The 13995-nt window shown below is 36.8% G+C and carries 11 protein-coding genes; all 11 read left to right on the top strand.

All coding sequences use genetic code 11. The features are described from left to right. Positions 1-76: 76 nt before the first annotated feature. The 11 genes from rpoC to rpsJ all read left to right on the top strand — a co-directional run bounded on the left by rpoC (position 77) and on the right by rpsJ (position 13981). A complete protein-coding gene (gene rpoC, locus C7437_RS12590; protein WP_111440090.1) occupies positions 77-3679 on the top strand; it encodes a DNA-directed RNA polymerase subunit beta' in 3603 nt (1200 codons plus the stop codon). 135 nt (positions 3680-3814) lie between these two features. Continuing rightward, positions 3815-4063 carry a ribosomal L7Ae/L30e/S12e/Gadd45 family protein gene (locus C7437_RS12585; RefSeq protein ID WP_111440089.1) on the top strand — a complete coding sequence of 83 codons (249 nt, stop codon included), beginning with the start codon at positions 3815-3817 and terminating at the stop codon, positions 4061-4063. Positions 4064-4162: 99 nt separating this feature from the next. Further along, entirely contained in the window at positions 4163-4585 is a 423-nt protein-coding gene (gene rpsL, locus C7437_RS12580; RefSeq protein ID WP_111440088.1) for a 30S ribosomal protein S12, read from the top strand. A gap of 48 nt (positions 4586-4633) precedes the next feature. Beyond that, on the top strand, positions 4634-5104 hold the full coding sequence (gene rpsG, locus C7437_RS12575; protein WP_111440087.1) for a 30S ribosomal protein S7: 471 nt from the start codon (positions 4634-4636) through the stop codon (positions 5102-5104). Between the two features lie 50 nt (positions 5105-5154). Further along, a complete protein-coding gene (gene fusA / locus C7437_RS12570; RefSeq protein WP_111440086.1) occupies positions 5155-7236 on the top strand; it encodes an elongation factor G in 2082 nt (693 codons plus the stop codon). A 117-nt stretch (positions 7237-7353) separates the two neighbouring features. Next, positions 7354-8541 (top strand): elongation factor Tu, encoded by a 1188-nt coding sequence (gene tuf, locus C7437_RS12565; protein ID WP_111440085.1) that lies wholly within the window; start codon positions 7354-7356, stop codon positions 8539-8541. A 94-nt stretch (positions 8542-8635) separates the two neighbouring features. After that, complete coding sequence (locus C7437_RS12560; RefSeq protein WP_111440084.1) at positions 8636-9325, top strand: response regulator transcription factor; 690 nt, start codon at positions 8636-8638, stop codon at positions 9323-9325. Next, positions 9322-10353 carry a sensor histidine kinase gene (locus tag C7437_RS12555; protein ID WP_111440083.1) on the top strand — a complete coding sequence of 344 codons (1032 nt, stop codon included), beginning with the start codon at positions 9322-9324 and terminating at the stop codon, positions 10351-10353. The genes C7437_RS12560 and C7437_RS12555 overlap by 4 nt, the downstream gene beginning before the upstream one ends. 98 nt (positions 10354-10451) lie before the next feature. Next, positions 10452-11213 carry an ABC transporter ATP-binding protein gene (locus C7437_RS12550; protein WP_111440082.1) on the top strand — a complete coding sequence of 254 codons (762 nt, stop codon included), beginning with the start codon at positions 10452-10454 and terminating at the stop codon, positions 11211-11213. After that, entirely contained in the window at positions 11203-13182 is a 1980-nt protein-coding gene (locus C7437_RS12545) for an FtsX-like permease family protein (protein ID WP_170122373.1), read from the top strand. The genes C7437_RS12550 and C7437_RS12545 overlap by 11 nt, the downstream gene beginning before the upstream one ends. A gap of 490 nt (positions 13183-13672) precedes the next feature. Continuing rightward, on the top strand, positions 13673-13981 hold the full coding sequence (gene rpsJ, locus C7437_RS12540; protein ID WP_042478628.1) for a 30S ribosomal protein S10: 309 nt from the start codon (positions 13673-13675) through the stop codon (positions 13979-13981). The last annotated feature ends 14 nt before the right edge of the window (positions 13982-13995 follow it).

Here is a 13995-nt window from a genome sequence, read left to right as displayed (position 1 = left end):
TTCCGTATAAAATTGCATAATGCAGAGCTACTTGGAAAGTCTTTCAAAGACACAAGACTAAAGGGAGGTAGGCTCCTTGATAGATGTAAATAATTTTGAGTATATGAAAATTGGTTTAGCTTCACCTGATAAAATCCGTTCATGGTCTTACGGGGAAGTCAAAAAACCAGAAACAATTAACTACCGTACGTTAAAACCAGAAAAAGATGGCTTATTCTGTGAGCGTATTTTTGGTCCTACAAAGGACTGGGAATGTCATTGCGGTAAATATAAACGAGTTCGTTATAAAGGTGTCGTATGTGATCGATGTGGAGTAGAAGTAACACGTTCTAAAGTACGTCGTGAACGTATGGGCCATATTGAATTAGCTGCACCAGTTTCTCATATCTGGTACTTCAAAGGGATTCCGAGTCGTATGGGACTTCTCTTAGATATGTCTCCTAGATCACTTGAAGAAGTAATTTATTTTGCTTCTTATGTAGTAATAGAGCCAGCAGACACACCGCTTGAAAAGAAACAATTGCTTTCTGAAAAAGAATACCGTGCATATCGCGATAAGTTTGGGAGTAAATTCCAAGCGGCAATGGGTGCAGAGGCTATCAAACGTCTACTTCAAGAAATTGATTTAGAAGGAGAAACCGTGCACTTAAAAGAAGAGTTGAAAACAGCTCAAGGGCAACGTCGTACTCGTGCGATTAAACGCTTAGAGGTTGTGGAATCTTTCCGTAACTCTGGTAACAAGCCGGATTGGATGATTCTAGATGTTCTTCCTGTAATACCACCTGAATTACGTCCGATGGTTCAATTAGATGGAGGACGCTTCGCTACTTCTGATTTAAATGATTTATACCGTCGCGTAATTAACCGTAACAACCGTTTAAAACGTTTATTAGACCTTGGTGCTCCTAGCATCATCGTTCAAAATGAAAAACGTATGTTACAAGAAGCTGTAGATGCATTGATTGACAATGGTCGTCGTGGCCGTCCGGTAACAGGACCTGGTAATCGCCCATTGAAATCTCTTTCACATATGTTAAAAGGGAAACAAGGTCGTTTCCGTCAAAACTTACTAGGTAAACGTGTAGACTACTCTGGTCGTTCAGTAATCGTAGTAGGACCAAACTTAAAAATGTATCAATGTGGTCTTCCAAAAGAAATGGCAATTGAATTATTCAAACCATTCGTTATGAAAGAACTTGTTGAACGTGGCTTAGCACACAACATTAAGAGTGCAAAACGTAAAATTGAGCGTATGCACGCAGAAGTTTGGGATGTACTAGAAGATGTTATTAAGGAGCATCCGGTTTTATTAAACCGTGCACCAACTCTTCACCGTCTAGGTATCCAAGCATTCGAACCAACATTAGTAGAAGGTCGTGCAATTCGTCTTCATCCTCTAGTATGTACAGCATACAACGCTGACTTTGATGGTGACCAAATGGCAGTTCACGTTCCTTTATCTTCTGAAGCACAAGCAGAAGCTCGTTTACTAATGCTTGCAGCACAAAACATTTTGAACCCGAAAGATGGAAAACCCGTAGTTACACCATCTCAAGATATGGTTTTAGGAAACTATTACTTAACTTTAGAGCGTAAAGGTGCAACTGGAGAAGGTACCACTTTCTTTGGTCCAGAAGAAGTACTACTTGCTTATAGTACTGGTCATGTACATTTGCATTCTCGTATCGCAATTGATGCATCATCACTTAATAATCAAACATTTTCAGAAGAACAAAATAAAATGTTATTGTTAACGACTGTTGGTAAAGTAATTTTCAATGAAATACTACCAGAAACGTTCCCTTACATTAACGAACCAACGGATTTCAATTTACAAACTGAAACTCCTGCAAAATATTTTGTTCCTACAACAACTGATGTAAGAAAACATATCGAAGCTGCAGAACTTGTTGAACCATTTAAGAAAAAAATTCTAGGTAATATTATTGCGGAAGTATTTAAATCATTCCATATTACTGAAACGTCTAAAATGCTAGATCGCATGAAGGCTCTTGGATTTAAATATTCAACTAAAGCTGGTATTACAATTGGTATCTCTGATATCGTGGTACTTCCTGACAAAGGTGAAATTCTTGAAGAAGCACAAGGAAAAGTAGATAAGGTATTAAAACAATTCCGTCGTGGATTAATTACGGAAGAAGAGCGTTACGCTAGTGTTATTGGACATTGGAGTAAAGCGAAAGAAATTATTCAAGAGAAACTGATGAAAACTCTTGATAATATGAACCCGATCTACATGATGGCTGATTCAGGTGCCCGTGGTAATGCATCCAACTTCACTCAACTTGCAGGTATGCGTGGACTGATGGCCAATCCGGCTGGTCGAATTATCGAACTTCCGATTAAATCATCGTTCCGTGAAGGTTTAACCGTACTTGAATACTTCATCTCTACACATGGAGCTCGTAAAGGTCTTGCGGATACAGCACTTAAAACAGCCGATTCAGGTTACTTAACTCGTCGTTTAGTAGATGTAGCACAAGATGTAATAATTCGAGAAGAAGATTGTGGAACAGATCGTGGCTTACTAATTGGCTCTCTTATGGATGGGACGGAAGTTATTGAAGAGTTTGGTGAACGTATTGTAGGTCGCCATACGAAGAAAACAATATTCCACCCAACTACAAATGAAGTTATTTTAGCAAGAAATGAATTAATTACACAGGATGTTGCTCGTGTTATTGAAGAAGTCGGTATACAAGAGTTAACGATTCGTTCAGCATTTACATGTAATACTAAACACGGTGTTTGTAAAAAATGTTACGGACTTAACTTAGCAACTGGAGATACAGTAGAGGTTGGAGAAGCAGTAGGTATTATTGCAGCTCAATCTATTGGTGAACCAGGTACACAGTTAACAATGCGTACATTCCATACAGGTGGGGTTGCTGGAGACGATATTACACAAGGTCTTCCACGTATCCAAGAGATTTTCGAGTCTCGTCATCCAAAAGGTCAAGCTGTTATTTCCGAAATTTCAGGTATCGTTACTGAAATCGAGGAAATTAGAGAAGGACAAAAAGAAATTACAATTCAAGGTAATGTAGAAACACGTAAATACCTTGCTCCATATAACGCACGTCTAAAAGTTCAACTAGAAGATGTGATTGAACGTGGAGAAGTATTAACTGAAGGTTCTATAGATCCAAAAGAATTGTTACGAGTAAAAGATGTAAATACTGTTCAAGTGTATTTGTTAAAAGAAGTACAAAAAGTTTACCGTATGCAAGGGGTAGAGATCGGTGATAAACATATTGAAGTAATGGTTCGCCAAATGATGCGTAAAATTCGTGTTATCGAAGCGGGAGAAACAGAATTACTTCCAGGTTCATTGCTTGATATTCACCAATTTGCTGAAGCAAACAAAGATGCAGTTCTTCAAGGGAAGATTCCTGCAACTTGTCGCCCGGTTATCCTTGGTATTACAAAGGCATCTCTTGAAACAGAATCATTCTTATCTGCAGCGTCATTCCAAGAAACGACTCGTGTCTTAACGGATGCAGCAATCAAAGGAAAACGTGATGAATTACTTGGATTAAAAGAAAACGTAATTATCGGGAAACTAGTTCCGGCTGGTACAGGTATGCAACGTTATCGTCAAATTAAAATCACAAAAAATGAATCAAATGCTGATAAAGAAGTAGTAAGCGCTGAGTAAAAAAATCAATTAGGGAGAAAGTATATTACTTCTCTCCCTAAATATTTTTATGATTTGTGTTGACACTGGTTTATATGGATGTTAAAATATTTAAGGTTGATAGTTATCTGACTTGTAGCTTTGGAGGATATGTAAATGTCTTATGAAAAAGTGAAACAAGAAAAAAAAACAATCATTGGTACAAAGCAAGCAGTAAAAGCAATGAAAAATGGACTTGTCAAAGAAGTTTATATTGCACTTGATGTAGATGTTAGGATTATTGAACTAGCACGACTTACAGCACAAGAAAACAATGTTCTAATTCACTATGTTGAGTCTAAAATAGATCTTGGTAAGGCTTGTGGATTGCGCATAGGCGCATCGTTAGTAGCTATTACTGTGTAACTGTTTTTGTGTAAAACACAAAAACTTTTGTTTTTACCCAAAAAATGAACCACCTGGATGTGTGGTATTAAAAAGAACAAATGAAGGGAGGAATAATCGATGCCTACAATTAATCAATTGGTACGTAAGCCTCGTAAATCCAACATCACGAAGTCAAAATCTCCTGCTTTAGGAAAAGGTTATAACAGTTTTAAAAAATCTGCTACAAATCTTAACTCACCGCAAAAACGTGGGGTTTGTACTCGTGTTGGAACTATGACGCCAAGAAAGCCAAACTCAGCACTTCGTAAATATGCGCGTGTACGTTTAACTAATACGTTAGAGGTTACTGCTTATATTCCTGGTGAAGGTCACAACCTACAAGAACATAGTGTTGTACTTATCCGTGGAGGACGCGTAAAAGACTTAGCTGGTGTACGTTACCATATCGTACGTGGAGCTCTTGATACAGCTGGTGTTACTGGACGTAAACAAAGTCGTTCATTATACGGTGCTAAACGCCCGAAAGAAAAGAAAAACTAATTTTAAAATAAATTAATAATTTGACATTCGTCGAAAGGAGGAAAACACATGCCTCGTAAAGGTCCTGTTTCCAAACGTGACGTGTTACCAGATCCGATTTATAATTCGAAACTAGTAACTCGTTTAATCAATAAATTGATGATTGATGGTAAAAGAGGTACTTCTCAAAAAATCCTATACGGAGCGTTCGATATCGTAAAAGAACGTTCTGGTAAAGATGCTTTAGAAGTATTCGAAGCTGCATTAAGCAATGTAATGCCAGTTCTTGAAGTACGCGCTCGTCGTGTTGGTGGTACAAACTACCAAGTGCCGGTTGAAGTACGTACAGATCGTCGTTCAACATTAGGTCTTCGCTACTTAGTTAATTATTCACGTCTTCGTGGAGAAAAAACTATGGAAGAACGCTTAGCTAACGAAATTCTTGATGCATCAAACAACACTGGTGCTGCAGTTAAAAAACGTGAAGATATTCACAAAATGGCAGAAGCTAACAAAGCTTTCGCTCATTATCGCTGGTAGGAATTACTTTAAATTCTTAATCAAATACGAATCGGAAGGAGATATACAATATGGCTAGAGAGTTCTCCTTAGATAAAACACGTAATATCGGGATCATGGCTCACATAGATGCTGGTAAAACTACTACTACGGAGCGTATACTTTATTACACTGGGAAAATCCATAAAATTGGAGAGACTCATGAAGGTGCATCACAAATGGACTGGATGGAGCAAGAGCAAGAACGTGGTATTACAATCACTTCTGCTGCAACAACAGCTACTTGGGATAATCATCGTGTAAATATCATTGATACACCTGGTCACGTAGACTTCACGGTTGAAGTTGAACGTTCACTTCGAGTACTTGATGGTGCGGTTACCGTACTAGATGCTCAATCTGGTGTAGAACCACAAACAGAAACAGTATGGCGTCAAGCTACAACTTATGGCGTACCGCGTATTGTTTTCATTAATAAAATGGATAAAATGGGAGCAGACTTCTTATATTCTGTAGGAACTCTTCACGACCGTTTACAAGCTAACGCTCATCCAATTCAATTACCAATCGGTGCTGAAGATGGTTTTAGTGGAATCATCGACTTAGTAACGATGACAGCTACTATCTACCCTAATGATTTAGGTACTGATTTAGAAGAGGTTGAAATTCCAGAAGAATATAAAGCTCAAGCACAAGAATACCGTGAAAAACTAATTGAAGCGGTATCAGAACTTGACGAAGATTTAATGGAAAAATATCTAAATGGTGAAGAAATCACGAACGAAGAATTAGTTGATGGTATCCGTACAGGTACTTTGAACGTAGAATTCTATCCAGTAGTGTGTGGTACTGCATTTAAAAACAAAGGTGTTCGTAAAGTTCTTGACGCTGCTGTTGCATACCTTCCATCACCGCTTGATCTTCCAGCTATGCAAGGGACAGACCCTGATGATTCTGAATTAGTAATTGAACGTCATTCTGATGATTCAGAACCTTTCTCTGCATTAGCATTTAAAGTTATGACTGACCCTTATGTTGGTAAATTAACATTCTTCCGTGTTTACTCTGGTACTTTACAATCAGGTTCATACGTACAAAACTCTACAAAAGGTAAGCGTGAACGCGTAGGACGTATTCTACAAATGCATGCTAACTCTCGTTCAGAGATTACAGAAGTATTTGCAGGAGATATCGCTGCAGCGGTAGGTCTTAAAGATACAACTACTGGTGATACACTGTGTGATGAAAAAGCTTTAGTAATTCTAGAGTCTATGGTGTTCCCAGAACCAGTTATTTCTCTATCAGTTGAACCAAAATCTAAAGCTGACCAAGATAAAATGGGTGCTGCTCTTGTAAAATTAGCAGAAGAAGATCCAACATTCCGCGTTCATACTGACCAAGAAACTGGTCAAGTTATCATCGCTGGTATGGGTGAACTTCACTTAGATATCTTAGTTGACCGTATGCGTCGCGAATTTAAAGTAGAAGCTAACGTAGGTGCTCCACAAGTATCTTACCGTGAAACTTTCCGCTCTTCAGCAAAAGTTGAAGGTAAATTTGTACGTCAATCTGGTGGACGTGGTCAATTCGGACACGTTTGGATTGAATTCTCTCCAAACGAAGAAGGAAAAGGCTTTGAGTTTGAAAATGCTGTTGTCGGTGGAGTAGTTCCACGTGAATACATTCCAGCTGTTGAAGCAGGTCTTCGTGACTCACTTAACAATGGTGTACTTGCTGGATATCCGTTAATCGATATTAAAGCAAAATTATACGATGGTTCATATCATGATGTTGACTCGAATGAAATGGCATTCAAAATTGCTGCTTCTATGGCATTAAAAAATGCTGTATCTAAAGTAAATCCAGTAATTCTTGAACCAATCATGAAAGTTGAAGTTGTTGTTCCTGAAGAATATTTAGGAGACATCATGGGAGATATCACTTCTCGTCGTGGACGAGTTGAAGGTATGGACGCTCGTGGTAATGCACAAGTAGTACGTTCAATGGTTCCACTTGCAGAAATGTTCGGATATGCAACTTCTTTACGTTCTAACACACAAGGACGTGGAGTGTTCTCTATGACATTCGATCACTATGAAGATGTTCCAAAATCAATTTCTGAAGAAATTATCAAAAAAAATAAAGGTGAATAATTGAATTATCACCAATTTTCAAGTATAAACAACAAGTAGAATATAAAAGAATAGGGGCAAGCTACCCCTAGACTTTTATAATAAAAAATTAAACAATTACTGAGGAGGCTATCTCTAATGGCAAAAGAAAAATTTGACCGTTCAAAAACACATGCTAACGTTGGTACTATCGGACACGTTGACCATGGTAAAACAACTCTAACTGCTGCTATCGCTACAGTTCTTGCAAAAAAAATGGGTGGTACAGCTAGATCATATGCTGACATCGACAATGCACCTGAAGAAAAAGAACGTGGTATCACAATCAATACATCACATGTTGAATATGAAACAGCTGCTCGTCACTACGCTCACGTAGACTGCCCAGGACATGCCGATTATGTTAAAAACATGATTACAGGTGCTGCTCAAATGGACGGTGGTATCTTAGTAGTATCTGCTGCTGATGGCCCGATGCCACAAACTCGCGAACATATTCTTTTATCTAAACAAGTAGGTGTTCCATACCTAGTTGTATTCATGAACAAATGTGATATGGTTGACGATGAAGAATTACTTGAATTAGTAGAAATGGAAATTCGTGACCTTTTATCTGAATATGATTTCCCAGGAGACGATATTCCAGTAATTAAAGGTTCTGCTCTTAAGGCTCTTGAAGGAGAACCTGAATGGGAAGAAAAAATTATTGAATTAATGGACGCTGTTGATAGCTATATCCCAACTCCAGAACGTCAAACTGATAAACCATTCATGATGCCAGTTGAGGATGTATTCTCAATCACTGGTCGTGGTACTGTTGCTACTGGTCGTGTTGAACGTGGAGTAGTTAAAATCGGTGACGTTGTTGACATCATTGGTATTACTGAAGAACCAAAATCAACTACTGTAACTGGTGTTGAAATGTTCCGTAAACTTCTTGACTATGCAGAAGCTGGAGACAACATTGGTGCTCTTCTTCGTGGGGTTGCTCGTGAAGATATCCAACGTGGTCAAGTTTTAGCTAAACCAGGTACAATCACTCCGCACACAGACTTCAAAGCTGAAGTTTATGTTCTTTCTAAAGAAGAGGGTGGACGTCATACTCCATTCTTCACAAACTACCGTCCTCAGTTCTACTTCCGTACAACTGACGTAACTGGTGTTTGTCACTTACCAGAAGGCGTAGAAATGGTTATGCCTGGAGATAACATCGAAATGACAGTATCTCTAATCTCTCCAATCGCTATCGAAGAAGGTACTAAGTTCTCTATCCGTGAGGGTGGACGTACTGTAGGCGCTGGAGTAGTAGCGACTATTACTAAGTAATCTATAATTCTTTAATATAAAACCATCTCGTGACGACGAGATGGTTTTTTTTGTACTTAAAATTGTGTACACTGTATATATAGGGGGGGATTAAATGCAAAAAATTATGCTGATAGAAGATGATAATTCTATATTTGATCTGATAAAAGAAAAATTTCTTCATTGGTCATTTGAAGTTATTGGGCCAACTAACTTTCAGGAAATCCTACCTACTTTTTTAGAAGAGAAACCACTGTTAGTAATTATAGATATTCAGCTTCCGGCATATGATGGATTTCATTGGTGCCGAGAAATTCGTAGGCACTCGAAAGTCCCTATTATTTTTCTTTCCTCTAGGGATCATCCTATGGATATAATTATGGCAATGCAAATGGGGGCAGATGACTTTGTTCAAAAACCTTTTAATATGGAAGTTTTATTAGCAAAGATCCAAGCGATACTCCGAAGAACCTATGATTACCGAGAAGAACAATTAGATATTGTCCATTGGAATGATGCTATCATTGATTATTCTAGAAGTGTTATTTCCAAAGGAGATCAAGAGGTTGAACTTACTAAAAATGAGTTGTTTATCCTAAGAGTTTTAGTCCAGTCATTGGATAAAATTGTTTCTAGAGATGAGCTTATGAGAAAGCTATGGGATGATGAAAAGTTTGTAAATGACAATACCCTTTCAGTCAATGTTAATAGATTACGATTGAAACTAGAACAAATCGGGTTAGGGGAAGTTATTGTGACGAAAAAAGGTTTGGGGTATATAGCGATAACTAGGCAGGAGCCATGAAACTATTTCTGTTATATATAAAAGAAAGAATGACGTGGATTCTCTTTTTTAGCTTTTTTCAGTTATGGTTAAATATTCTTCTGACTCTAGACGTAACATTTGCTAATACTTCTATACTGTATATGAATAGTACTAATCTGTTTTTATTTTTATTGTTTTTTCTATGGAGATTTTTTCAGGAAACAAAATTTATAAAAAGTGTTTTAGAAATTCCTAAAGGCGATTTGACGTTCGATCAGTTAATTGCAAGCCTTCCTGAAGGGGAGTCAGTTTACGAAAAGGTACTTATGGATGAGTTTCAAGAGATAGTTCTATTAGGGAAACAAGAACTGAATGATGCCCATACAACTTTTCTAGAAGAGAGGGACCAGACGCTTTCTTGGATACATGAGATGAAAACACCTCTAACAAGTATGAAGCTCATGTTGGATAGTGTAGATGATTCTACACTTAAGAAAAAATTAGAAGTAGAATGGTTAAGATTGCATATGCTTTTAGATCAGCAGCTTCATAAAACACGTCTTCCCTCCATAGAAAAAGATAACCTAATTGAAGATGTCAATGTGGAAAGAGTTATCTTCAAGGAAATAAAAGAACTTAAGCCATGGTGTATGGAACGTAATATAGGGTTTGAAACAATAGGTTTAGATAGACTTGTCCTTACTGATCAGAAGTGGCTTTCATTTATCGTAAGACAGTTAATCTCGAATGCAGTTAAATACAGCAAAGTACATGGAGAAATAAGGATATTTACTACAGATGATGAATTAGGTCACTTAATCCTCTCTATTCAAGATGAAGGGGTAGGAATGTCTCAAGCGGACTTGCCTAGAATTTTTGATAAGTCTTTTACGGGTAGGGTAGGCAGAGAGAGTACTTCTTCCACTGGGATGGGACTATATTTAGCAAAGAATGCTGCCGAAAAGCTCGGTATTACGATAAGTGTTATTTCTGAGGTTGATTTCGGATCTACCTTTTCTTTACATTTCCCATTACAAAATGAAATGCAGCAAATTTTAGGTAGGTGACAAAAATGTCATCTACTTTCTTTGATTGTCACCTAAAACGAACGATTTTTCATTAAATAATGGGTAAAATGAGATTAATAAAAGGTAGGAGGTAGACCATGGTTATTTTACGAGGTCGAAAGATTAAAAAGGTATTTGGAAAAAAAACAAATACGCAGGAAGTATTAAAGGATATTGATCTAGAGGTAAGAGAAGGAGAATTTGTTGGAATCATGGGACCTTCAGGCTCAGGTAAAACAACGCTCTTAAATGTCTTAGCATCTATTGATAAAGTTACATCAGGAACGATAGAGATAAATAATTTTAATCTGCAAAAAATGAAAGAACAAAGGCTTTCCCAGTTCCGCAGAGAACAGCTTGGTTTTATCTTTCAGGATTATAACTTGCTGGATACATTAACTGTCAAAGAAAATATATATCTTCCATTATCAGTAGGGAAAACCCCTAAAACTGTGTCAGAGAAAAAGATAAAGGAGATAACCGATCTTTTAGGAATTAATGATATCTTAAATAAATATCCCAATGAAATTTCTGGTGGACAAAAACAAAGAACTTCAGCTGCAAGAGCTCTGGTTGGAAGTCCCTCTATCGTTTTTGCTGATGAGCCAACAGGAGCTTTGGATTCCAAGTCTGCTACAGCGTTACTAAGTAATTTAGAAAAAATTAACAAAGAGAAAAAAGTGACAATTATGATGGTTACACATGATTCTGTAGCTGCTAGTTTTTGCTCACGTGTGCTGTTTTTAAAGGACGGACAAATATATTCGGAGTTATATAAAGGTGAAAAGGATCGCAAGCAATTCTATCATGAAATTATGAATACACAGAGTGTATTGAGTGGTGATGGCTATGACGCTTAATCAGTTAGTTCTACGCAGTATGAGAAAGAATATAAAAAACTATTACCTTTATGTCTTTGCATTAGTTTTTAGCGTTACACTGTATTATTCCTTTGTAACATTGCAGTATAATCCAGCAATTGTTAAGGAAATAGGTAGCGGAATGTCCTCCGCAGCTTTAAAGGCGGGTTCCTATTTACTTCTATTCATTGTCATTTTCTTCGTACTGTATGCTAATAAGCTATTTATGAATCGACGGAGCAAGGAAATCGGCTTATATCAGCTAGTAGGTATGTCCAAGGGGCTAGTGACAAGATTAATAGCAATTGAGAATATTATACTTTGGTTAGGATCAATTATCCTTGGAGTATTAATGGGATTTGTTACATCAAGAGTATTTGCAATGATTCTCCTTAAAATATTAGAAAAGGATGCGTTTGTAGAACTTACTTTTTCTTTAGAAGCACTTCTAATGACCGTAATAGTTTTTCTATTACTATTAATAGTAGTGATTTTACAAACTGCAATAAGAATAAGGAGAGTATCCCTCTTAACTCTTATCACTACAACAGGAGTTGCAGATGAAAAGGTCAAAAAGTTCAATGCTTTTCATATGTTCTTAGGCTTTATTGGGCTTGCTTTTATAGGTTACGGCTACTACTTGTCTACTTCATTGTTAGACTTAAGTAATCCAGACTTAACTCCAAATATGCTACTGTTTAAAATGGTTTCAATTCTTATTTTAACGGTAGGTGGAACTTATTTTGTATTTCGTTTCTCGGTAGCTTTTATCCTTAATCTAGTAAGAAAGAGTAAAAAAGGTTTAATGTCTGTTCAAGATGTTTTATCTTTGTCTACCATTATGCATCGTATGAAATCTAGTGCAATGTCTCTTACGACTATTACAATTTTATCTGCTACAACACTAGGTATACTCACACTATCGTATATCTCTTACTATTCAGTAGATACAGTGGCAGAGGAAGCTATTCCATATGACTATGTAATGTATGAAGATACTGGTTTCGACTTAATAGAAGAGTTTGACAAAGAAGAAATTCAATATACAAGAGATGATATAGATTTACTGGCAGTTGAAGCTGATGTTCGTTCCCTTCTGGTCAAAGATGCTGCACTAAATAATGATATATCGACGAGACTGACAATACAGGTTGTAAGTCAGAAGGATATTCAAAGCAAGTTGCCAAATCTTCAATTAAAGGAAGGACAGGGTTATATAGTAGGCTATGACAGTTTGCGTGCAGAGAATATAAGAATAGAAGCACAAAAACCAATTCAGTTTATTACATCCACAGGTACAGAAGAGGTATTTATTACAGAGGTTTCCGAAGAATACATGGTACCAAATTATCATTCGTATGGCTTTTTTACTGTTGTATTAGAGGACTCCTATTTTCAAAAGCTACTCAATGACCCTCTCAATGAGAATCAGATGGTAGTAGGTATGGAGTTGCAAGAAGTGAGCCAATTAAAAAAAGCAGAGAAAATATTTGAAGCGAACAAAGTATCTGTAGAAATACCTTATCCTAGTGGTATTGCTACGAAAACAGTTAGTGTAGAATCTCAAGAAAGCTACCGTTTAGATTTATTGAATGAACTTGGTTTAACTATCTTTATAACTGGGTTCTTAGGTCTAGCATTTTTAATTACGACTGGAAGTATATTATACTTCAAGCAAATGTCAGAGGCTGATGAAGAAAAGGCGACCTATACGATTTTGCGCAAAATAGGATTTACTACAAATGAAATTATGAAGGGAATCCATCGGAAGCAACTGTTTAACTTTGGCTTCCCATTAGCAATAGGCCTAGCACACAGCTATTTTGCAGTAAAATCAGGATGGGTTTTCTTTGGTACGGAGCTAGTTGCACCCTTACTGATTACGATGGGTGTATATATAATACTTTACTCTATATTTGCTATTCTATCTGCTGGTTATTACCGCAAAGTAGTAGAAGATGCATTATAAAGGAAAGAGGCAGATGTACTCCTCACAGTGGGTAATGTGAGTGTAGCGGTGTTTGTTCTATAGTAATAGAAAGTATGGATATCTCTATAGTAGAGATGTCCTTTTTTCGTGAAATAAGTTTCAAGCATTCACAGAAGGAAATGGTGTCCAGCTTAGTTCTTTAAAAGCATATTCTATAATGAAATAGTTAGATTTACAAAGTGCCAAAATATATTTTACTTATCAGTTGCAATTTTTATTAAAATTTTATATACTAAACAACGGCTTAGAAAACATAAGTATTATAGAAAAAAGTAATGCGTTTATAACTTTAAAATTTATTTTGTAAAAAGACTTGCAAAATATTTTAGTATTGTATATAATATTGAAGTTGGTCTTTGACTGCGATGAAGCGAGAGGTTACCGACACACCCGGCCGCTTTGCCATGGCGAGTGTACGGAAAATTTTCGTGGAGAATGTCTAGAAAATAGGCGAAAAGGAGGGAAAGTAATGGCAAAACAAAAAATTCGTATTCGTTTGAAAGCATATGATCATAGAATTCTTGATCAATCAGCTGAAAAAATTGTGGAAACTGCAAAACGTTCAGGTGCAAGTGTATCAGGTCCGATCCCGCTTCCTACTGAGAGATCTGTGTATACAATTCTTCGTGCGGTTCATAAGTATAAAGATTCTCGTGAACAATTCGAAATGCGTACACATAAACGTCTGATCGATATCGTTAACCCAACACCACAAACTGTTGATGCGTTAATGAAGCTTGATTTACCATCTGGCGTTGATATAGAAATCAAACTTTAATGGTAAAACATAAA

This window comes from Psychrobacillus insolitus, from assembly GCF_003254155.1.
Classification (GTDB): Bacteria; Bacillota; Bacilli; order Bacillales_A; family Planococcaceae; genus Psychrobacillus; species Psychrobacillus insolitus.
The sequence above is the reverse complement of the archived record's forward strand: the minus strand, read 5'-3'. Positions and strand labels throughout refer to the sequence as shown.